Origin of the sequence: Heliophilum fasciatum, assembly GCF_004341395.1 — a bacterium.
GTDB classification, from domain to species: Bacteria; Bacillota; Desulfitobacteriia; order Heliobacteriales; family Heliobacteriaceae; genus Heliophilum; species Heliophilum fasciatum.
In genome coordinates, this window is record NZ_SLXT01000002.1 from 75,320 (window position 1) to 97,487 (window position 22,168).

Consider the following 22,168-nt stretch of genomic DNA (forward strand, 5'->3'; position numbering starts at 1 on the left):
TTACAAACGGACTTATTACCTGGTGCCTTTAATGAAATGGGGTGCATAGCGAACTGCTAACAAAATCGCTTCCGTCATCGATACGGAGCTGGCTTTACCGGTCCCGGCAATATCAAAAGCCGTCCCATGATCAACGGAGGTACGTAAAAAGGGCAATCCATTGGTTACCGCCACCGTTCGCTCAAAATCAACCATTTTGGTGGCGATATGCCCCTGATCGTGATATAAAGACAAGACTGCATCATAAGCACCTTTACGGCCAAAGTGGAAAACCGCATCGGCCGGTACCGGGCCCACCACATTCAGCCCTTTGGCCCGTGCAGCGGCAATGGCCGGAACGATTTGCTCATCTTCTTCGTGGCCAAACAAGCCGTGTTCGCCACTGTGGGGATTAAGACCGGCTACGGCAAAGGACGGCTTCGCAATCCCTAAGCGTTCCATGGCCGCCGTGCAGCGAATCAAATAATCAAGTACCCGTTCTGTCGTAATCAAATCACAAGCTTGCCGCAGGGACACATGGCGGGTCAAGAAAAAAACACGCAGGCCTTCCACCTGAAACATCGTGAGTGGATCAGCAGATCCTGATAAGTGGCCGAGCATTTCCGTGTGTCCGATGTGCGGGATCCCGGCGGCTTTTAAGGCTTCCTTATTGATCGGCGTCGTGGCCATGGCATCAATGGAACCGTCCATGGCCAACGTCACTGCCCGCTCAATATAATCATAGGCGGCTTGTCCGGCCATCGCTTGTACCTCACCCATGCAGAGCGCCGCCACATCGACATTGGCCAAGTCCATCAAATCGATCGTTCCTGCCTGATAACGGCCGGCCGCCGGTTGTTCGATCGGCTGGATTTGCAGCGTAAGATCGCAAAATCGTAACGCTTGCCGAAGCACAGCCGCATCGCCAATCACCAATGGCCGCGCTTTGGTGTAGAGAGCTTCATCCGCTAAGGCTTTAACGACAATTTCCGGACCGACGCCGGCCGGATCACCCATCGGAATGCCGATTATGGGACGCGTCATCGTTCCCATCTCCTCACAATTTTGTATTTGTATTTGCCCTTGCTATCTTGATCACAAAGTTGGCAAAAAAGAAAAATCACGTTGCCGGCACTGCCGGATAGACCTCATTGGAAATCTTGGTCAGCAGGTAATCGACACAATTGCAGATGGCCTGATCATCGCCGACGAGACCACCCTTGGTGATGATCGGCATTCCCGGATAGCTGCCACCGATCAAGCGACCATAGGCCGCCAAGGGAACCACTTCATCCTTCACTTCGATCGCTGCCGCTTCTAAGGCTCGGCAAACGGCAACCGTTACATCGCCGCCGCTGGTATATAAGCCACCGACTTCACCGCGGGCTCGGGCCACCACTGCAGCGGTAATCCGCGCCAATCCGGCGGTAATCCGCGTCGTCACTTCTTCTTCAGTTATCGCCCATTGCTGGGCTACTTGCGTAAGATTGAGTCGATCGCTTTCATCGCGCATCGTCCGAATACCGAGCACGGGGAACTCCTCCAGTTGCCCCATGATCTCACTGGCAACCCGGTCAACTTCTCCCTCCACACGCTCCGGATTGATCAAAGCTCGTGCATCGACAAAAGCCAAATAACTGCGGTAGCTGTTCTCCACTTCCTTTAACTGGCGGCGGGCCAATGGAGTAGCGCTGCCAACGGCCAAAAATACTTTTTGCCCACGACCACGCACTGGCGGCGGCAGCAAGCAAGAAGCCAGTGCCATCGTAAAGGGACCGGGATCGACAGCAATGATCGGCAGCTTCGTAGCCAACGCTCCTTGCGCAATCGTTTCGAGGTCTACCTGGGTGGTTGCATCCATGACCACCAGACGTCGTCCGGCCTGCTGATGCTCCAGCAGGGCAGTTGTAACGGCTTCTTTTCCTTGGAGAGTCACCGTCAGCGGAATGTGCCCGACGGGATACTTGGACTGCGCTGCAAAAAGTTCCGTCACTATACTGCCGCGGACAGGTGTTTTGGGATCACGGGCCACATCGGTTTTTTCAAGGGGCACCCCATGAACCAGCAAATAGCCACCGATCGTTACCCGTCCGGACGCCGGGAAGGCAGCTACGACAACAGCCATGCTCTCATCACCAAGCACATCCAGCACTGCATCGGTCTCAGCGCCTAAGTTGCCGCGCAGTGTACTGTCGATACGTTTGGCAAACATCAAAGGGGCTCCCTTGCGCATCGTCGCTGCCGCCTCGGCCACGCGCCGGTACGCTTCCTGTGCATCAATGGCCCGGCTGTCCGTATTGATGGCAATCACATCGTACCCGGCATACTGTTCGGTATCATCCATATCCAACTGCAAAAACGTCGCTGTGGTATAGCCCTTGCGGGCCAGCAACACTCCGGTTGCATTGGAACCGGTTAAATCATCGGCAATAATGACGATACGGCCCATAGTCATCCTTCCTTCCGGTTGTTCCAGATGCTCCGAGAAAAGGGGTTACACAATCCGTACATCCATGTCTAAGGTGAGCAGTTGCCGATCAAGCATCCCAGTTTCTTTTGCGCCCGCCCACCGTTACAGTATAGTGTGATTCCCGGAAGCTCAAACAATTCCGCAGCGATTTTTAAATCATTCGTGATTACTGTCAATTATTTACATTCCGCCAAACGCCGGGCCAATAAAAAAACCTTGCCAACCAAGTGCGGCAAGGTATCTTCAATATTACAACATGCGATGTTACAACATTGATACAGATCAACGAATTACGGCATCGGGTTGCCATAATCGGCATCCCAGGCAATCTGCGACATCCGTTGCAACCCACTTTGATGCTGCGAAGCCGTTACATCGGTAGGTACTACAACGTCATTCAATCCATCCGCGTGCTCAGGACGTACTGTATTAGCATCTTTTTCCGCCATACCCTTCACCTCCTTGGTGTATCATGCCCAAGAAAGGTGATCATGATTAATCCTTTTGTGCCGATTTCTGTTATTGAGTTATTCCTGACCGCAAGCAACCAGATAACACCATTTGAGACTTCCAAACAAAAAATCATATTGATTATCAATATACTATTTAAATTAAACTACCTTTACTATATATTAATGGTAGAGGTGGTATTATTGACAACGATACATCAAGCTGTAAGCGGCTATGCGTCAATTACGATTTTTAATAAACGCTATTGGATAACCCTTCTATTTTTCGTTACGATTTTTTATAACTTGATGCTGGGCGTTCCCGACGCCACATACGCGCAGCAGCCAAAAGCCAAACCGGTGGAAACGCTGGGCTTAGCATCCGGGAAAGCTCCCGAACCAATCACGTTGCAACTCCGATGGAAACACCAGTTTCGATTTGCCGGTTATTACGCCGCCATTGCCAAGGGCTATTATCATGATGCCGGTCTCGAAGTGATCCTCCGTGAGGCACCGAGCACCGATATCGTACCGGAAGTGCTGGATGGGCGTGCGCAGTACGGCATCGCCGACAGCAACCTGCTCTTGTACCACCAGCAAGGAAAGGCGATCGTCGTCCTGGCCAATGTGTTTCAACATTCACCTTTGGTTTTTTTGACACTGAAAAATCCCGGCACCCATCCGCCCATCCATCAGATCGACCAACTTGCCGAATACCCAGTGATGATTGAACCCGCGGCAACGGAACTATTCGCCTTTTTGCGTAAAGAAGGGATTCCTCCAAATAAGCTACAGATGAAACCCTATACGTTCTCCATCCAGGATCTGCTGGAAGGGCGTGTGGCAGCCATGGGCATCGATGCGACGAATGAACCTTATACGCTCGAGCGCATGGGCATTCCCTATCGTCTATTCTCGCCCCGCGCAGCAGGTATTGATTTTTACAGCGATACGTTGTTTACGACTACGGAAGAAATGCGCCTCCATCCTGACCGTGTCTGGGCATTCCGGCAAGCAAGTATGCAAGGCTGGGCCTATGCGTTAGCCCATCCGGGAGAAATCGCCGATTGGATTATGAACAATTACCCGGATTCTGGACAGACCCGGGAAAAACTGCTTTTTGAAGCTGAACAAATTCGCCATCTAGTCCAGTCTGATCTCATTGAAATCGGTCACATCAATCCCGACCGTTGGCGCCATATCGCCGATACCTATGCCGACTTGGGGATGCTGTCCGGCGATGTGAACCTTACCGGCTTCCTCTATAATCCGGAAGCTTATGTTGCCATGGAACAAAACGAGCGTATCCTGGGCGGCGTGCTGCTAGTGTTGTCGGTTGGCGGATTCATCGTTGCCTATGTAATCGGGCTCAACCGGAATCTATCCAAACAGAATCGCCGCCGTGCCCAAGCTGAAAGACAACTGCGCGAGTTGCTCATCACCTTACCGACGGCCGTGGTGATCACCACTCAACGGGACGGCTCTTTCTTGCTGGTGAATAACAGCGCTTCGAAAATGTTTGATGTTCATCCGCAGGAACTGCTTCATAGCAGTTTCAGCGAATATTACGCCGATATATCCGTACGAGGGCGATTAAGAGAATTATTACTCACACAAGGCACACTTAACGATTACGAAGTGCAGTTGCGTCGCAAAACCGGCGAAACCTTCTGGGCGCTCTTCGACGCGCAAACGGCCGATTTTGAAGGGGAACCGGCCTTCATTGTTACACTGGTCGATATTGAGTTACGCAAACGGGCGGAAGAGGAAATGCGTGCAGCCAAGGAAGCGGCTGAAGCGGCCAAACTAGCAAAAGGCTACTTTCTGGCCAACATGAGCCACGAGATTCGTACCCCCTTAAATGCGATCATCGGCTTTACTAACTTAGCGCTGGGCGGCGATTTAGACGCAAAACAGCGTGACTACCTGACCAAGATCAATACCTCTTCCATTTCGTTGCTCCGGATCATTAACGACATTCTCGATTTTTCCAAGATTGAATCGGGGAATCTCACCATGGAGTCCATTGACTTTCATCTTGACGAAGTGATCTCCCATGTGGTCGATATGGTGACCATAGAAGCCACCCGGAAAAACATTGAATTGGTTTGCACCTTACCGGATCAGCTTCCTCCCGTGCTGATCGGTGATCCCATACGACTTACGCAAGTGCTGCTGAATCTTGTAAACAATGCTGTCAAGTTTACTTCCAGCGGCTCTGTGCGGATTGCTGTCGAGCAAGTAACAGCAGACAATCAGTGCTGCCGGATCAAGTGTGCTGTGAGCGATACCGGTATCGGCCTTTCTCCCGAACAGATCAGCAATCTTTTCAGCCCCTTTACCCAAGCTGATGCATCGGTAACACGCCGCTTCGGCGGGACCGGCCTCGGATTGTCCATTTGCAAACGATTGGTCGAAATGATGGATGGTGAAATCACCGTAGAAAGCCAGCAAGGCATCGGCAGTACCTTTTCGTTTACGGCCTTCTTTGGCTACCGGATGACGGAGAACCGTTCCCAATCTTCATCGGTCGTGACAACAGCAAGAGCAAAATCCAGGCAAGATACTTATCACCCTTGGCTACCTGCCGGATCGTGGCCCGCGGAAAAAATCACAACCTTTACCGGCGCCAAGGTGCTGCTCGTCGAAGATGTGCCGCTCAATCAACAAGTGGCCACCGGGTTGCTCGAACGTTTCGGCGTTGCCGTAACCATTGCCAACCATGGTGCCGAAGCATTGGATGCATTAGCAACTGCAACTTACGATCTGGTTCTCATGGACGTGCAGATGCCCGTTATGGACGGCTATGAAGCTACCCGACGGCTCCGGACAAATCGGGCCCATGCCGGCTTGCCGATCGTAGCCATGACGGCCAATGCCATGCAAGACGCCCATGCAGCCTGCTTACAAGCGGGAATGAATGACTATGTATGTAAGCCCATTGACCCAGGTCAGTTGCTGGCCATGTTAAAACGCTGGCTTCCGCTAAAAGAAGCCACCATCCCTGCAGAGGAGCCGGAAATCAGGGCGGAAGCTCCGACAATCAAACCCCAGATAACCAAACCTCAGATATCGACACCGCAGAAAGCAGACCCTCGGCTTCTCCCTACCGATGTACCGGGACTGGATATCACCAAGGCCCTGGACCGCTTCCTTGGCGAGCAGGAATTCTACCGCACTCTGTTGCTCGAATTTATCAAAATCTTTCGTGATGCGCCACGGGAGATTCGTCATCACATCCAAAAGGGTGAGCAGCTTGAGGCCCTTCGCCTGGCCCATAAGCTCAAAGGCGCAGCCGGCAATTTAGCGGCAGAGCAGATTTTTGCTATTGCCCGCGAGATCGAGTCACTGATTAGCTCCGGCGAAGAAACGGGCCCTGTGGACGTTTGGGTGCCAAAACTGGAGGAGGCTTTTCAACCATTGATCAAATGGGCGGAGTCAGAGGGATAAAGGAAAAAAGAAGCGCTCCTGTAATCAATACAGGGGCGCTTCTTGCTGTATCCTTAGGAGTACTGTATCGGTGGTAGTACCGTATCCGTGGTAATCAGCACTTCACTGTGGCGATGGATGAACTGATGCTGCGATCGGCATCATGATGCGTTCCTGCATCGGTTCGATGATTTCATGAATCGCAGAATAGCGCAACACCGGCATACTCCAAGGATAACGGATAAGACTCTCAGGTATCTCCCCGGCAGGCGGCAACAATAATTGCACCGGAATAGCTGCCAGGCCAGGCAACGCTTGTTCTAACTGCGGGAAAACACCTTGGGCTTCGGTAGCATCGGCAATGATCAACCGCGATAACCGTGCAAGCGTCTCGACGGTTTGCGTCCCTTGGAGCAGTGCCGGTTTTTCACAATCAACCCAAACAGGGATGTAATTTTTCTTCCGGATTTCCGCTCGGAATGCTTCAAGCACCGCTTTTCTTTCCGGGGTAAAATGGCCAAGAATTAAAACGACTTTCGCCGCCAGATGGTCGATCACTGTGCGCAGCGTATAACTGTTGATTAAAAGATCGATCAGTTGCGCTACCTCCAGATTATCAACCACGATCTTTTGTGCTCCATCGCCACTGACGATCAAGTCGAACTGCTCCGTGCTTTCCCGGATTTCCGTTTTCCACAGGGAAATCCCATGGATTTTGCATCCCGAAAGATTCGCGTTCGTAAATTTGGTTTTGATCAAACTACTGTTATGTACGTTGGCTTCGCGAAGATCGGCCCGGCGCAGATTGGCCTCGCTCAAGTTTGTCCCGTTGAGGTTCGCTCCGCGCAGGTCAGCGCCGCCGAGATTGGCACCTTGCAGATTAGCCCGGCTAAGGTTTAACCAGCGGAGATCGGCCCCACTGAGATCGGCCCCCCGCAGATCAGCACCACTGAAGTCAGCCAGGCTGAGATCGGCCCCGATCAGGGTAGCTTGGCACAGATCAGCACCGCCAAGGTTTGCCCCGCTGAGATTGGATCCGATCAGGTCCGCTCCGCTGAGATTCGCCCGGCTTAGATCAGCTTCACGCAGGTCTGTCCCGACAAGATCAGCACCACGCAGATCGACGCTGCAAAGGTTGGTGCCGATCAGTCTGGCCCAACTGAGATTGGAGTTTCGAAGATCGGCCCCACCTAAGTTGATTCCGACAAGGTTCGGAAGAAAAACCAAATCGTCTTGACTTACCCTCCACTGATTCCAAGCTTCCACACCTTGCTTCAGAATCTCAACATGCTCCGGATTGGCCATCTCGTCCACCAGCTTCCATGTTCTTTATAACTCAATCATACCAACCCTGAAAATTTCCGTCAACAATTCTCCTTTATTCCCCGGCCATCTGTTCGACAACCCGCCGGAAATATCGGCAGTTTTCTACCAGGTCGGGGCCATGTCGGAATAAGCCGCCGCCGATCAAAAAGATCACATCATGCCCATAGACACGAAGCATTTCCGGGATCGCTTCCAGCGACATGCCGCCACCAGGGCTGGGGAAAATCGGTTGGATTGAGCCCATCGCTATTTTCGTGCCCAAGGTGATCTGCCGGCACTCGTCCTGACTGAAGGAAAAGCGTCCGCCAAAATTAGGGTAGATCACCGCATCGGCGCCAGCCAGGCGCGTGATCTGTCCGAACAACGCACCGTGGCCGATGCCGTTTTCCGGCGATGTAACATAACTGCCTTGAAAAGCCGGGTGACTGAAGATCGGCAAGGCCAAGCTGTCATCATCGGCCAGTTCACGCATCGTATCAAGCCCGGCAATAGCCGGCGCGATCATCAAGCCCCCGGCACCGGCCGCTTTGGCCAGACGAGCCCGCTCGACAATCTGCCGATAGGGAGCCGTCACGTTGGGCACATAGATCGCACGGTGTCCCGTTACCGCATTGGCCCGCTCCACCGCTTCAACACAGCGTTGCAGCCGCTCTTCGTAGGGCGCAAAGCACTGGTTGGTTAAGCCGTGATCATCTTTGATGATGTCAATGCCGCCCAGCGCACACTTATAGGCCATATCCGCCAATTCCCGGGCCGACAGCCCCATCGGCTTGAGTGCCGTAAACAGGAGCGGACGCTTGGGTACCTTAAGCCACGCCCGCAGGCCTTCGCGGCCAAAGCGCGGGCCGCGAAAATGCTGCAAGATCGCTTGGGGCAAGCGAATATCTTCCACCACGATGCCCGGCTTGATGCTGATGTTGCCAAAGATCACATTGATCAACTGGGTTAATTCACCCGATGCTGTTTCCACCGCATAACTGATTTCAGCCCGGTAGCTTTTCTCTACCAGCGTCAACATTTCCAACCGGCCGACTACATGATCACGAATCATACCTTGCGGAATGAATTCTTCCGGAAACTCCACGGTCTGCTCCAAGCAGATATCGTGCGCTTTTTGGCGCGCCGTTGCTTCATCACCGGTGAGCCGGTAGACAACGGTAAATCGTTCTCCCGATATCATCACAACGCCTCCGCTTTAGCCAAACTGTGTACGGCCGTCAGGTGTGCCTCGGCCAATTCGCTTTCCGCGATGCCCAAGGTTTCGCCGGTCAGGCGTTCCACTTCCGCAATCAGCGCCATAGCGTCCAGGCCATATTCCTTCATCAAATAGGCCTTGCTGGCACCATGGACAAACGTATCCCGGAGACCGATGCGCACAAGTTTTTTCCCGAGGCCCTGTTCGGCCATTTTTTCCGCGATGATCGTACCGAGCCCGCCGATGATCGAGTGGTTTTCCATGGTGATCACACCGTAACGGGATTGGGCGATAGACTCCATTACAGCCGGATCATCAAACGGTTTCAGCGTCGTAATGTGCAAATGTTCGATGGCCAGCCCACGGCCCTGCAGCACTTGGACAGCCCGCATGGCTTCTTCCGTGCAAATCCCACTGGTCAGCAGCGTCAGATCACGGCCGGTGCTGACTTTCCGCGCTTGGCCAAGCACCATTTTCTCGGAGGGGTGAAAAAGCCGGGGGATCTCACCGCGCAAGATCCGTACATACACCGGCCCATTGACAGCGTGAGCCACATCGAGCACCGATTCGACATCGGTGGCGTCACCGCATTCAAGAATGGTCATATTGGGCAGCGCCCGCATTACGGCAATATCTTCGATGGCTTGATGGGTCGCACCGCCCGGCGTCATGATGCCCGGCAGGAAGCCAAACATCCGTACCGGCAAGTTCGGATAGGCCACGGACATGGCAATCTGGTCATAAGCACGGCGATAGATAAAAACGGCAAAGGTATGAATGAAGGGAAAAAAGTCTTCCCGGGCCAGCCCGCCGGCAAAGCTCAGCATATTTTGTTCGGCAATCCCCATCGAAAGAAAGCGCTCGGGATAGGTGTCGCGAAACAAATCGATCTCAGTGGAACTGGTCAAATCCGCCGAAAGCACAAGCACTTCCGGCTTGTCTTTGGCCCATTGCACCAGGTTTTTGGCATGGACTCTCGTCAATATCTCCATGATCATGGCTCCTCTTATTCTGGCTTATCATCATTAATTAAGGTCAAGCTTCCGCCGAAAAATCCGCCAGCACTTGGCGATAGCGCTCCCGCTCTTCCCCACTGACAAAACGAACATAATGCAGCTTGGGAATACGGGTCTGTAAGATCGGCAAACCCCGGCACGGGTCGGTGTCAGCCAGCACCACCAAAGGGCGACCATCCGGTTCCAGTTCGGCCGGTGCGGCCAAGGCATCCAGATCGTGACCGTCAACGACAAAAACGCGCGCGCCAAAGGAAGCCAACCGTTCGTGCAGCGGTTCCATGTTCATGACCGAACAGACCGGTCCGTCACACTGCTGCTTATTCACATCGACATAGATGCCCATGTTGTCCAAACGGTGATGAGCCATCGCCTGCAAGGCTTCCCAGTTTTGGCCCGATTGCAGTTCACCGTCCGATACAAATACCCAGACGCGGCCCGTTTCGCCACGCAGTTTGCGGGCCATGGCGATGCCGGCGGCCTGACTTAATCCTTGGCCCAAAGACCCGGTCATCACTTCCATGCCCGGTGAATGTTCGGCACCGATCATTTCCACGGTACTGCCGTCTTGGTTAAAATGGTCAAGTCCCTGCTCATCCATGCGCCCCACTTCGATCAGCGCCGCATAAACAACCAGCGCATACTGGGCCGGCGATAAGATGAAGCGATCCCGCTGGGACGCCTTAGGGCCATGAAAGATCGCACCGGTAAAGCTGTTGGGATTATCCGGTCCCGGCACACCGGCAAAAGGCGGCGGTACCAGGGGCTTGTCCACCGGAGCCAAATTCATAATCTTGGTATACAGGGCAGCCAAGATCTCCGCCGCCGAGCAAGCCTGGCTGAGATAACCGCCGTTGTTATTGACGGTATGAGCCAGCACCCGCTGGCGAATGCCACGGGCCACCTGCTGTGCGCGGCGTTGCCAACGCTCACCGTCATGGTGCGTTTCTTGTGTCATGATCATAACTCCTTCGCATAAAATCATCGGGTTGCAGCGCAATCCCGAGTATTCAAACCAGTTCATCGTATATTATCCAACATTACTAGCGCTGTCAACTTGATTGTACACCGCTTTGCCCATAAAACAACAGTGTTGCACGTATTCCTTTGATAAGAACCAAAAGTAACGGGCGTAGCTGTGAATACAGGCGAACGAATATCGCTGATTGTTCAAGATCTTACATTAGTGAAATTGTATTTTAAATAATTATTATTTGCTGAATGAGAATGCATTGTATAATAATTCTACATGATGCAACAGGAGTGGAGATGAATGGCCCCTACTACGAACAAACGAACTGCGATCATCGTCGGCGCCGGCGCTGCCGGACTCAGCACAGCGGTCCGGTTGGCTCATCAAGGCTGGGATGTAACCATATTTGAAAAAGAAAAAACTCCCGGCGGCCGACTTAGCGCTGTCGAGGAAAATGGCTATACGATCGACATTGGACCGACCATCTTGCTGATGGATGATGTATTTCGTCAGCTTTTTGCCGATGTGGGGCGCAAGCTGGAAGACTATTTGGAATTGGTTCGACTGAACCCGCTTTATCAACTTTGTTTTTCCGACGGTACTGTTCTGCCCCTGCCCAGCACTACCAAGGAACTGCTCGACGAGATTCGCCGGATCAATCCCGACGATGTGGACGGCTATCTGCAATTCCTTGCCCAGAGCAATGATCGCTACCGGGCGGTACGGGAAAATTTTTTCGAGCGGCCCATGAACACCCTTGGCGAACTGTTAAGCATGGATTCACTGTTCGGATTCTACCGATTAAAAACGCTAACCAACATGTATGCCGATATCAGCCGCTACATCGCGGATGAGCGCCTGCGCCTGGCTCTGACCTTTGGAGCCATTTACATGGGCGTTTCTCCTTATAGCACGCCCTCGGCCTACACCATTATCTCCTATGTGGAACACGCCGTCTGCGGCGTTTGGTACCCCAAAGGCGGCATGAACAAAGTCAGTAAAGCGCTGGTCAAACTGCTCGGTGAGTTCGGTGGGCAGTTGCAGCTAGGCCGCGAAGTCAGCGAAATCATCATTGAAAACGGCCACGCCCGCGGTGTGCGCTTGGCTAACGGCGAAACCCACCATGCCGATGTGGTCATTTCCAACGTGGACTTCCCTACGTCCATGGAAAAGCTCGTCAGCCCGCCTTACCGCGGCAAACACACAACCAAGAACTTGGAAAGCATGACTAACTCCTGCGGCGCTTTGATGTTTTACCTGGGCATCAACCATCGTTATGACCATCTCGATGTTCATAACATCTATTTTACCAGCAACTTCAAAAAGACGATGGATCAAATTTTTGAAGCGAAGGTCTTCCCTGACGAGCCGGCGATCTATCTTTATTCTCCGACGCGCATCGACCCGTCGATGGCACCGGAAGGCAAAGAAGTGCTCTACATCCTTGTACCAGCGCCCAACATGAGCAGTTCCGTCGACTGGATCAAGGACGTCCCCCGCTTCCGCGATATCGTCATGAGCAAACTGGAACGGTCGGGCCTCACCAACCTACGGCAGCATATCGAATTTGAGCGGGTCTATACACCGCAAACCTTTGAGCAACGGTTCAATCTCTATCAAGGTGCTGCTTTCGGCTTGGCACCGACCCTATTCCAGTCGGCCTATTTCCGTCCCCGGATCACTTCGGACAAAGTGGATAATCTTTATTTTACCGGCGCCAGTGTCCACCCCGGCGGCGGTGTTCCTGTGGTTATGGTCTGCGCCAAATTGGTCACCGATCTGATCCTCAAAGACCATGGGTACACCCCTGTTTGGGCTGATCCCAAAGCAGCCGTATAACCGGTACCCAGCACTTATCGAAACCACAAGCGACGTCAGCACCGCCCATAGAAAAGAGGATGTTCATGTGTCGAGACGATACATGGACATCCTCTTTTGCTTTTGCTATAGCGACTCCGGCGATCCTGCCGTACTTTCCGCAGGCAAAGCCCGCTTCGCATCCCATTTTTCTTTGAGCCGGTAGATGTAGATGAAAATAATTGGAATGATGATCACCGTAAAGAAGGTCGATGTGAGGAGGCCGCCGATGATGACCCAGGCCATGCCAACACGGTTTTCGGCACCTTCGGCAATGGCCAGCGCTGTTGGGAGCATACCAACCACCATGGTGATCGTCGTCATCGAGATGGGCCGTAGCCGCGTCTTACCTGATTCGATGATCGCCTCACGGGGTGACTTGCCCCGTCCCATTAAGGTTAAGGCATAATCAAGGAGCAGCGTGCCGTTTTTGGCGACCAAGCCGTCCATCATGACGATCCCCATTAAGGAGAAGAGGTTCAAACTGTTTTTGGTCAACGCCAGGATAGCGAGCGCGCCGATCATCCCTAGCGGCAGTGAGAACATCCGAATAAAGGGCGTCAGGAATGATTCGTACAAGACAACCAGGACCATATACACAAGGAGCAGCGACAGGATCAAAGCGCTGATCATTTGTGTAAACGTATCGTTCATGTTTTGCACTTGACCGGCCAGTTTGACGGTATAGAGGGGATCAAAGTTTTGCGCTTTGATCTTCTCTTGTACTTCCGCCGTGAACTCCTGCAGTGGCCGGTCATTCAAGTTACAGGTGAGCGTGATTGTGCGCTGTTTATCGATCCGCCGGATGCTACGCGGCCCCGTGCCTTCTTTAAAGTCGACGAGATTGCTCATCGCAATGTTCTGACCGCCCACGCTGATGGGCAGCTTTTTCAAGTCGCTGATCTCCATCTCGTCGCCGTCTTTGAAGCGCACATTAATGTCGATATCTTCGCCTTGCAACGTGAAGGTGCCCGCCGTGCTGCCGGTGACGCCCGTTTGCAAGACGTTAGCAATATCATTGATCGAAGTGCCGTAGTATTTGACCCGTTCTCGGTTGATCACCGTCTGAATCTCCGGCTGCCCGGTGCGCCAACTGGTGTTAACGTCTTTGGCCCCAGGCGTGTTACGCATGAGATCCATCACTTCATTGGCGATCGTTTGCAGTTTGTCCGGGTCAGGACCCATGACGTTGATCTGTACGTTCCCGCCGCCGCCACTGCCGCCAGGCCCACCGCCACCGCCGGGCCCTCGTCCGGGCAAGCCGGCAATGGAGGCTGCCGTTTCACTAACCCGTACTACGCCCGGCGGGAATTGTTCTTTGCCCCAGGCGCGCACTTGATCGGCAATCTGCCAGACCGTACGCTCGCGCTCCCGTTTGTTCGTCAGCATCACCGAGAGACTTCCGGAGTTGCTGCTGACGCGAGCCTGGACGAATTTGACCTCCGGAATCGACTCCAGGATCAATGCTTCCATCCGCTTGGCAACGCGATCGGTTCTTTCAAAGGGCGTTCCCTGCGGCAGCTCAATGTTGACGGAAAAGCTGCCTTCATCAGTTTGCGGCAAGAATTCAGCACCCACCACTTTCAGGGGGATCAAGCTGACGGCCGCGATGAACAAAACCAGCGCGCCGGCCAGCACTTTCTTGCCGTTATTTAAAGCGCTGTTGAGCGTTTTTTCATAGAGATGCTGAAAAAATTGCCCCACTTGATCGACCTTTTGCCAGAAGGGACCTTGTTTGATCTCATGACCGCCACGCCGGTAAAACTGCGACGACAACATGGGCGTGACCGTAAAGGACACAAAGAGCGAGAACAACGTGGCAAATACGATGGTCAAACCGAACTGGCGGAAAAATTGACCGACCATCCCTTCCATGAAGGCGATCGGTAAAAACACGATCACGTCACAAAGGGTGATCGCAATGGCGGCCATGCCGATTTCGTTTCGCCCTTCCAGTGCCGCTTTGTCGGCCCGTTTGCCCATGGCCAGATGGCGATGAATATTTTCCAGTACGACGATGGAGTCATCGACGAGGATACCGATACACAGGGCCATCCCCATCAAGGACATCATGTTAAAGGAAAAATCATTGATGTACATGATGAAGATCGTCGAGATCAGCGACGTCGGGATCGCCACCAGCACCGTCAGCATCGACCGCCAGTCTTTTAAGAAAAAGAACAAAGCAATCGTCGTCGTCAAGATGCCCTCGAAGATGCTCATCTGCGTATTATTGAGCGACTTGTTCACATAGTCCGACGAGTCGTTCCCGATGATGATATTGACGTGGGGCAGTTCTTTTTGCAGCTTTTCCACTTCGGTGCGCAGCGCCGCGCCCACATCAACAACGCTGGCATCGCTTTGCTTGAAGACGGCAAGACCGACCGATTCTTCGCCGTTTAAGCGGCTCATCTCGCGGACTTCCTGGATTTGCTCACGAACGGTGGCGATCGTCTTTAAGGTCACCGTCGTGCCGTCACCGGTCGGGATGGCCAGGTTTTCGATCTCTTTGATATTGCTGAATTCACCGAGTACGCGCAAATCGTAGTCTTTTTTCTGATAAAGTTTACCTGCTGGCTTGTTGGCATTTTCCGATTTAATCTTATTGACGATAGCGTTGAGCGCCACATTGTAGACATTCATTTTCTGGGGATCCACTTCGACAGCAATCTCTTTTTGCCGCCCGCCGTAGATCTGGATTTCCGACACGCCGTAGACACGGGCAAGCCGCTCTTGGATCAAGTTTTTGGCCAGATAGTAGGTATCGGCCTTGCTCATGCCTTCGCTGCTGATGCCTAGGTTCATGATCGGTGCCGCGTTGATGTCCCGTTTGATCACCATGGGATCGTTGGCATCTTCAGGGAGGCGCCCTTTGACGGCATCGACTTTTTTGGTCACATCCAAGGTGGCTTGATCGGCATCGGCTGTCAAATCAAACTCCAAGACGATGGAACCGGATCCCTGGCTTGCCGTCGATGAAATGGATTTGAGCTTGGACACGGAAGAAACGGCGTCTTCCAGGGGTTCAATGACTTGCGCTTCCACTTCTTCGGCAGCGGCGCCGGGATAGGATACTTGCACCGTTACATAGGGCGTGTTCATCGCCGGCAAAAGCTCCACGCCGATGCGGTCATAGCTGTAGAGCCCAAGCACGACAAAGAAAAGAACGATCATCGAGATGCCGGCGGGGCGCTTGATGGAAAACTCCGTTATGTTCATATGCTGACCACCTATCGCTTAGTTGCCGGCAGGGGCACCGGCCGGCCGTTGACCGCCGGCACCGCGCTCGCCTGGTGCACTGGAAGCGCTGCCTTGCCCGCCCCGTTCTCCTTGGGCACCGGCTGCATTGCCTTGTCCACTGCGTTCGCCCTGGGTGACACCAGCACCGCCGTTACCCTGACCACCTTGTCCCGCTGTCGGCTCCTCCACGCGCACCACCGTACCATTGCGGATCGCCATCAAGCGGCTGGTGATGATCGTTTCCCCGGCTTGTACGCCGGCGGTGATTTCCGTTTGCTTTTCTCCCACTTGGCCTGTCGTTACGTTGCGCTCGGCCGCTTTGTCGCCATCGAGCACGTAGATCACTTTTTTACCGGCCCGTTCGGCAATCGCTTCACTGGGCACCATGACGGCATTCTCGCGCACTTGCGTGAGCAAGTGAACTTCGGCGAACATGCCCGGTTTTAACAGTCCCTGAGGATTATCGATGGTCACCCAGACAGGATACATCTTGGTTTTGCTGTCGGCGGCCGGGCTCATACGGGATACTTGGCCTTGAAAGGGTTCCGGTGCCGCTGCTGTAACGGTCACTTCGGCCGGCATGCCCGTACGGACTTGATTGATATCGTCTTCGCTGATGTTGACCATCACTTCCACGCGGCTCAAATTCATGACAACAAACGGTGCCGTACTGCTGGAAACCACTTCGCCCACATCGGCATTTTTGCTGGTGACGGTTCCGGCGATCGGCGAAGTAATGCGCGTATTGTCGAGATCAACTTGGGTCTGGGCGATGGTGGCTCGGCTCTGTTCTACACTGGCTTGGGCTGCCGCTACGGACGCCACGTTCATGTCGTAGTCTTGCTTAATCGAATCATAATTGGTCTGGGCTGTATCCAAGGCAGCTTGGGTCACGATACCGCCGTTAAAAAGCTCTTTTTGCCGCTCGAGATTACGTCGGGCGTCGTCAAGCTGTACTTGCGTCTTGGCGACTTGGCTTTTGGCCCGGTCCAGGTTGGCCTGGGCTGACGCTAAGGACGCACGGGCACCGTCCAGCTTGGCTTGCAGATCGTTGTTTTCCAGTTCCAAAAGCACCGTGCCCGGCCCTACGCTTTGGCCCACATCGCTGTAAACACGAGCCACTTTCCCGGACGTCTTGGGCACAACGCTGACTTCTTCCACCGGGGCAATCTTGCCGCTGACGCTTAATAAGGTCGACAGCTTGGTTTTTTCTGCTTTGGCAGTTGTGACCACCGGCGTCACTGCACCGGCTTCAGTCGGAGTCGTTGCTTTTTTGCCGCATGCCGTCGTTGTGACGATCATCGTCGCGGCAAGCAGAAGAATTAGGGCCTTTTTGCGCAATCTAGCCACCTCTTTGCCTGTTCTGTTCGCTTTGATTATACGGGAAAGTTATCAAGATTTGTTTAAGATATATAAGAAAACCTTGTGTGACTGCCGGGCAGTTTTTCACACAAGGTTTTTTAGCGGTGATGCTGTTTTTATTCCGTGGGAACCGATGGAGGCGCGATGAAGGCTTGCCCCATGTTGGGATGGTGATAGTTTTTGTCTTTTGGCTCCGTAAGGTGACAGACGGTGCAGTTGCCGTTGGCACCGATGGGGGCAGCAAGTCCTTGGTACTGCACAGGTTGAATGTTGAGATCATAGCCAAACAACGTGTTCGTCGGATACTGCAAGTGCGGCGAACCATGGCAGCTGGCACACATCATTCCACTCGCATCGGCCGTAAAGCGGTAGTTGGCTTGCATGCCCGCCGTCCAGTGACCATAGGAGTCTGCGTTCAAATCTGTTTTGCCGTAATTGGTATGACAAGAGAGACAATCCGGTTCTTGTGCCCATGGTGTGCGTCCAACAACCTTCGTATTTTCAGGCAATCTCTCTTCAAGCCATTTCAGTAATCGCTGGGCAGCAGGCAACTCCTTTTGGGCGGTCAACAAGGATACGGCATGCTCTTCCAAGGTTCCGTGACAGCTCTGGCAATCCATCCCAAATGATGTATGTACGCTGCGTTCACATCGTACTTGTCCGGTCTTGGACGTTGGGTGGCAACTGGCACAAGTTTGCTCCGTATTTCCGGACATAAACTGAGCATGTTTGCCATGCATGGCCGCCGACATGCTCAGCACACCCTCTTTGCCTTTAGCATTCACATTTGCTGCGGAATGACAATCGAGGCAGTTTTGCGGGCGTCCGGCTTCCGCTTCTGCCAATAAGTTTGTGCCCTGGTTTTTGTCATGGGCCATCAGAATATTGCGCGCCGTTTTGTCAGAAAGTCCAATGCCATCTTCCGCTTCCCCGCCGCTATGGCATTTGTAACAGCTTACTTCTGCCGAAGATGGCAGGCCCGCCTTGGTACGAATCAATTCGGTACCATCGGTACCTTTGACGCTTACATCATACATGACATAGGGCTCAATTTGACCGTCATCCGTATAGGGAGATATGGGGATTCCCAGAGCCGTAAAGGCCTTTTTTTCCCCATTGAGCTTTAAGATGCCGGTGTCCGATGCGTTCCCGCTTTTACCGACATTTTTAGGGATCTCTTTGTGCATCGTGAACTTGGCATAATCCCAAAAATTAATCGTTTTCGAGGGATCGTTGTGATTTTCCGGGGCCCTGTACTCCACTTGAATCCCATCGGTCACAATGGCCGGCGGATCACCGCGTTTCACTACTTGTACCCATAAGTCATTGCCCGGTGTGTGCATGGCAAAATATTTATCATTATCACTGACGCATTTCATGCCAATGGTATTCCAGGCGAAAGCGACATAATCACCCAATACCGGTTTCGGTGGCTTGGCAGCGCTTTCCGTTTGGTTATGTGTGACGACAATACTGGTTGCGATGCCAATAGCAGCAATGATGCCGGCAAACGTCAAGGCGATGGGCTTCCAATTCTGCTGAAATCGATTGTTGCTGTCCATGATGTTCCTCCTGAAATCTGAATTATCAGAATCGACCCTCAATAACGATTACACCACAGAGTATTATACCATTTTAATTTTTTGACTTCTATGATCGATTGAAAAATTCTGAATAATTCCTCGCTTTCAAGCAAAAAAGACTGGATTTACATCCAGCCCCTTCTGAAGAATCCTTTAGATCACTAGGTCAATCTGTTGTACCGTACCGACTTGTCCATTTTCCTTGACAAAGATGCCGCTTTGCTGCACCTGCCCTAAGGCTTCATTGCTGCTGTTTTTGATCGTAAAGCCGGTGGCTACACTGCCGAGGTAGATGGCACCAACACCCTTTTGGCCCAGGGCAAAAAGATAATCGTTGCCGGCTTCATCCTTGGACCAGATGCGCAGCTTTTCGAAGATCGGATCATTTTCGTCAATCCAGTTGTTGTTGTCACTGTCAAAAGCAGCCAGTTCCGCAAAGCCGTTGCCGCTGTTCGGACCAAACAGTTCACTGCCGTCATTGATCGTTCCGTCGTTATTGCGGTCCAGGGCCAGAAAGCCGCTGCCCGGTTTGACAAAGGCGATGCGGTCGGCGCTACCATTGAGGTCAATATCAAAGCTAACATTACGTTCCGTCAGTTCGGCGGCCTTGCCGTCAAAATTGATCACGAGCGGATCAATGGCATCACCGGCTCGGATGCTGATGTGTTCGCTGGCGGCAAAGGCACGGCTCATGGTCATCTGAATCGCAAAGTTCACGCTTTTGCCGTCCGCCGTTTGGAACGTACCCTGGGCGTTAAAGGCCATTTTTTCTTCTTCGCGGTACTCGATGTGCCGGTCATAAGCACGGCCCCAACCTACGCGCGCTTGACTGCTTCCCGCCGCCGTTCCCTGCAACTGCAGTTGCAGGGAACGGCCTCCCTGTTCCTTTTTGATTCGTTCCGGGAGAATAAACTTGATCTCTTTGCCGGTCATCGCTTTGATGAACTGCTGCAACATTTCAATCTTCTGTCGATCTTTATCGGATAGCGCGAAAAGGACGTCATCTTCCGGCTCGACGGCCCCCGCTTGTTGCGTTTGTTGCGCCTGTTGTTGGATCTGGGCTTTAAAATCGTCGGATAATTCAAGAGCGTCAAAAGCCAGCGCCGCACGTCCGTCGTTCATCGCGCGCTTTTCGTCCAGTCGCACACCGCCGCGCTCATCGGTCGTCAGCGTCGTCAAGGTATTGCCTTTTTGAATACGCAGCGTCTCCGTTCGAGCATAGCTCTCGCTGGCGCTGTGCGCACTGGCCATCGTGATATTAGAGTTCATGATCCGCATCCTGCACGCCTCCTGCCTTCCCGGTACTGATCGTTGCTTTCCCACGCTTCCTTGCTTCAGGTAAAAAGCACGGACTTTCCTACGATCAGTATCGTGTTAAAAGACGTAAAGGCTTAACAGTTATTTTCGCAGATGCTTCGTTGTTAGCTTCTCCCGTTGCTTCCCCCTTCGCTGATCCCTTCCTGCCATCGTCGCTGCAAGGAAAAGAGCCGCAACAAAAGCAAAAGTGCGCCCAGCCCCAAGCCAGTGATTAACCCCACCCAGTACCCAAACGGCCCCCAAGCCGGCATTCCGGCCAGCCAATGTCCCAAGGGCAGGCCCACCAGCCAATAGGCAACTACGGTAACGACGAGGGTAACATTGACATCCTTGTAGCCGCGCAGTATCCCTTGCACCGGCGTAGCCACCGCATCAGAGAGTTGAAAAAAGATCGCATAGATTAAAAAATGGCCGATCATCGCTGCTACCGCCGGATCGGGTGAATAAAAAGCGGCCACTTGCTTGTTCAAGAGAAACAACAATGTGCCTCCCAGCAAGGAAAAACCGACGGCCAGCAACAATCCCAGCCCGGCATATCGCCGCGCTTCGGCAAAACGTTGGGCTCCGGCTTCATAGCCAACAAGGATCGTCATGGCCATCGACATGCTGAGGGGTACCATATACAAGATGGTCACAAAATTTAAGGCCGCCTGGTGCGCCGCAATGGCCACCGTATCAAAGCGGCTCATTAACAGCGAAATGGCGGCAAAAATACTCGTTTCGATAAAGATGGCCCCACCGATCGGCAGACCAATGCGTAATTGTTCCCTCCATGCCGGCAGGCTAAGCGGATAAAAACGCCGGGCTACCCCGTAGGAAGCAAAAAAACCCCGCCGAGCCATGGCTACCGCGATTACGGCCATACAGCCATAGGTCACGGCCGTCGCATAACCGGCCCCAGCGCCGCCGAGCCGCGGAAAACCGCCGTGACCAAAAATCAGCAGGTAATTCAAAAGCACATTGATGGGCAGTGACCCTAGCGTGATCAACAAGGTGATCCGCGTTTGCCCAAGGCCATCAAAAAAAGCCCGCAGCACTGTGTACACAAAAAGCGGCGGAATGCCCCAGGCGATACCGATCAGATATTGCCGGGCGATCTGCCCGACCGCCGGCTCCAAGTTCATCGTAGCCAACAACGGATCAACTGCCAGCACTCCGGCCATCAGCACGATGCCGGCAATGGCCATAGCCAGATACATCCCTTGATCGACTGTCTTGGCCACCTGGTCATTCCGTCCCCCGCCGATCAGATGGGCGACGAGCGGTGTCACGGCCATCATCACACCGGTCAATCCCGTGTATACGGGTAACCACAAATTCGATCCAATGGCCACGCCAGCCAAGTCTTCCGGACTGGCGTGACCGGACATGACTACATCAAAAAAGCTCATCCCATGGAGCGCCAACTGCGTTGCCAGCACCGGCAACAAGATGGACGCCAGTCGCCGAAACTGTTTCTGAACCCCTGCTGTATACAAAAGAACTTTCCCCAATCCTTCTCGATAAACCCAGTATGTCGGTTCGCCATCAAGCCACACCCTCACAGGGTGCCTTAGGTGCCGCGCAGCGGCATGAGGGTCTATTTGTAAAATCTCTCCATGAGAATGCTATGACGAATCGACTCTTGCTCCAGCTTCTTGCGCAGTTCCTTCTTTTGTGCTTCGTCGGTAGCAGCTTCCAACTGCTTCTTGAGCTTTTCCACTTCTTGGCGGATCGCCACTTCTTCCGGTACCATGCCGGCGTTTTTTAGAATATGAAAAACCATGCGTTTGTCGGCTGGGATAAAAGGATTCTCATCGTCCAGATTCAGCGGTTTTCCTTGCCCGGGCAGATCCTTTAAGTCGCCTTTGGCAACGGCTTCACGCATCCTCGCTTCAGCCATGATTTCAAACATGTTGGGCACCAATACTCACCTCATTTTTGCGAATGAAGATAACGTTCCCTATCGCGAATAGCGTAGCCGATTCCTCAAAAA

General features: G+C 53.1%; 15 protein-coding genes. 2 read left to right on the forward strand and 13 right to left on the reverse strand.

Annotation, left to right across the window (positions count from 1 at the left end; genetic code table 11):
• Positions 1 to 15: 15 nt before the first annotated feature.
• From pdxA to EDD73_RS14765, 3 genes are all read right to left on the reverse strand, one after another.
• Positions 16 to 1,023: a 4-hydroxythreonine-4-phosphate dehydrogenase PdxA gene (gene pdxA / locus EDD73_RS01280; RefSeq protein ID WP_131917874.1), complete on the reverse strand. Its 1,008-nt coding sequence runs from the start codon at positions 1,021 to 1,023 to the stop codon at positions 16 to 18.
• A gap of 76 nt (positions 1,024 to 1,099) precedes the next feature.
• The gene (locus tag EDD73_RS01285; RefSeq protein WP_131917875.1) at positions 1,100 to 2,428 is read right to left on the reverse strand and encodes a four-carbon acid sugar kinase family protein; all 1,329 of its coding nucleotides are present in this window, start codon (positions 2,426 to 2,428) and stop codon (positions 1,100 to 1,102) included.
• Positions 2,429 to 2,739: 311 nt separating this feature from the next.
• On the reverse strand, positions 2,740 to 2,898 hold the full coding sequence (locus EDD73_RS14765; protein WP_165876244.1) for a hypothetical protein: 159 nt from the start codon (positions 2,896 to 2,898) through the stop codon (positions 2,740 to 2,742).
• A gap of 204 nt (positions 2,899 to 3,102) precedes the next feature.
• On the opposite strand from EDD73_RS14765, the gene EDD73_RS01290 reads away from it, so the two are divergent.
• The gene (locus tag EDD73_RS01290) at positions 3,103 to 6,348 is read left to right on the forward strand and encodes an ABC transporter substrate-binding protein (protein ID WP_165876245.1); all 3,246 of its coding nucleotides are present in this window, start codon (positions 3,103 to 3,105) and stop codon (positions 6,346 to 6,348) included.
• Between the two features lie 102 nt (positions 6,349 to 6,450).
• Here the strand turns inward: EDD73_RS01290 and EDD73_RS01295 are convergent, their stop codons facing one another.
• The 4 genes from EDD73_RS01295 to EDD73_RS01310 all read right to left on the reverse strand — a co-directional run bounded on the left by EDD73_RS01295 (position 6,451) and on the right by EDD73_RS01310 (position 10,819).
• Positions 6,451 to 7,632, reverse strand: coding sequence for a pentapeptide repeat-containing protein (locus EDD73_RS01295; RefSeq protein WP_131917877.1), 1,182 nt, complete (start codon positions 7,630 to 7,632; stop codon positions 6,451 to 6,453).
• A 73-nt stretch (positions 7,633 to 7,705) separates the two neighbouring features.
• Positions 7,706 to 8,833: a RuBisCO large subunit C-terminal-like domain-containing protein gene (locus EDD73_RS01300; RefSeq protein WP_131917878.1), complete on the reverse strand. Its 1,128-nt coding sequence runs from the start codon at positions 8,831 to 8,833 to the stop codon at positions 7,706 to 7,708.
• The gene (locus tag EDD73_RS01305) at positions 8,833 to 9,840 is read right to left on the reverse strand and encodes a transketolase family protein (protein WP_131917879.1); all 1,008 of its coding nucleotides are present in this window, start codon (positions 9,838 to 9,840) and stop codon (positions 8,833 to 8,835) included. The genes EDD73_RS01300 and EDD73_RS01305 overlap by 1 nt, the downstream gene beginning before the upstream one ends.
• Positions 9,841 to 9,883: 43 nt before the next feature.
• On the reverse strand, positions 9,884 to 10,819 hold the full coding sequence (locus EDD73_RS01310; protein ID WP_131917880.1) for a transketolase: 936 nt from the start codon (positions 10,817 to 10,819) through the stop codon (positions 9,884 to 9,886).
• A gap of 315 nt (positions 10,820 to 11,134) precedes the next feature.
• On the opposite strand from EDD73_RS01310, the gene EDD73_RS01315 reads away from it, so the two are divergent.
• Complete coding sequence (locus EDD73_RS01315) at positions 11,135 to 12,673, forward strand: phytoene desaturase family protein (protein ID WP_131917881.1); 1,539 nt, start codon at positions 11,135 to 11,137, stop codon at positions 12,671 to 12,673.
• 105 nt (positions 12,674 to 12,778) lie between these two features.
• Here EDD73_RS01315 and EDD73_RS01320 read toward each other — a convergent pair whose 3' ends face one another.
• The 6 genes from EDD73_RS01320 to EDD73_RS01345 all read right to left on the reverse strand — a co-directional run bounded on the left by EDD73_RS01320 (position 12,779) and on the right by EDD73_RS01345 (position 22,087).
• Complete coding sequence (locus tag EDD73_RS01320; protein ID WP_131917882.1) at positions 12,779 to 15,910, reverse strand: efflux RND transporter permease subunit; 3,132 nt, start codon at positions 15,908 to 15,910, stop codon at positions 12,779 to 12,781.
• A gap of 18 nt (positions 15,911 to 15,928) precedes the next feature.
• A complete protein-coding gene (locus tag EDD73_RS01325; RefSeq protein ID WP_131917883.1) occupies positions 15,929 to 17,272 on the reverse strand; it encodes an efflux RND transporter periplasmic adaptor subunit in 1,344 nt (447 codons plus the stop codon).
• Between the two features lie 137 nt (positions 17,273 to 17,409).
• Positions 17,410 to 18,855, reverse strand: a complete 1,446-nt coding sequence (locus EDD73_RS01330) for a cytochrome c (protein WP_131917884.1) — start codon at positions 18,853 to 18,855, stop codon at positions 17,410 to 17,412.
• Positions 18,856 to 19,029: 174 nt separating this feature from the next.
• Complete coding sequence (locus tag EDD73_RS01335; RefSeq protein WP_131917885.1) at positions 19,030 to 20,154, reverse strand: hypothetical protein; 1,125 nt, start codon at positions 20,152 to 20,154, stop codon at positions 19,030 to 19,032.
• Between the two features lie 143 nt (positions 20,155 to 20,297).
• A complete protein-coding gene (locus EDD73_RS01340) occupies positions 20,298 to 21,671 on the reverse strand; it encodes an MATE family efflux transporter (RefSeq protein ID WP_243116752.1) in 1,374 nt (457 codons plus the stop codon).
• Positions 21,672 to 21,772: 101 nt separating this feature from the next.
• The gene (locus EDD73_RS01345; RefSeq protein WP_243116758.1) at positions 21,773 to 22,087 is read right to left on the reverse strand and encodes a DnaJ family domain-containing protein; all 315 of its coding nucleotides are present in this window, start codon (positions 22,085 to 22,087) and stop codon (positions 21,773 to 21,775) included.
• Positions 22,088 to 22,168: the final 81 nt, after the last annotated feature.

What these genes read in the sequence shown, in the direction of transcription:
- EDD73_RS01335 (WP_131917885.1), bottom strand. Translation starts at nt 20,154, where the DNA reads ATGCGGATCATGAACTCTAATATCACGATGGCCAGTGCGCACAGCGCC.
- EDD73_RS01330 (WP_131917884.1), bottom strand. Translation starts at nt 18,855, where the DNA reads ATGGACAGCAACAATCGATTTCAGCAGAATTGGAAGCCCATCGCCTTG.
- EDD73_RS01285 (WP_131917875.1), bottom strand. Translation starts at nt 2,428, where the DNA reads ATGGGCCGTATCGTCATTATTGCCGATGATTTAACCGGTTCCAATGCA.
- pdxA (WP_131917874.1), bottom strand. Translation starts at nt 1,023, where the DNA reads ATGACGCGTCCCATAATCGGCATTCCGATGGGTGATCCGGCCGGCGTC.
- EDD73_RS01345 (WP_243116758.1), bottom strand. Translation starts at nt 22,087, where the DNA reads ATGTTTGAAATCATGGCTGAAGCGAGGATGCGTGAAGCCGTTGCCAAA.
- EDD73_RS01320 (WP_131917882.1), bottom strand. Translation starts at nt 15,910, where the DNA reads ATGAACATAACGGAGTTTTCCATCAAGCGCCCCGCCGGCATCTCGATG.
- EDD73_RS01305 (WP_131917879.1), bottom strand. Translation starts at nt 9,840, where the DNA reads ATGGAGATATTGACGAGAGTCCATGCCAAAAACCTGGTGCAATGGGCC.
- EDD73_RS01300 (WP_131917878.1), bottom strand. Translation starts at nt 8,833, where the DNA reads ATGATATCGGGAGAACGATTTACCGTTGTCTACCGGCTCACCGGTGAT.
- EDD73_RS01315 (WP_131917881.1), top strand. Translation starts at nt 11,135, where the DNA reads ATGGCCCCTACTACGAACAAACGAACTGCGATCATCGTCGGCGCCGGC.
- EDD73_RS01295 (WP_131917877.1), bottom strand. Translation starts at nt 7,632, where the DNA reads ATGGCCAATCCGGAGCATGTTGAGATTCTGAAGCAAGGTGTGGAAGCT.
- EDD73_RS01310 (WP_131917880.1), bottom strand. Translation starts at nt 10,819, where the DNA reads ATGACACAAGAAACGCACCATGACGGTGAGCGTTGGCAACGCCGCGCA.
- EDD73_RS14765 (WP_165876244.1), bottom strand. Translation starts at nt 2,898, where the DNA reads ATGGCGGAAAAAGATGCTAATACAGTACGTCCTGAGCACGCGGATGGA.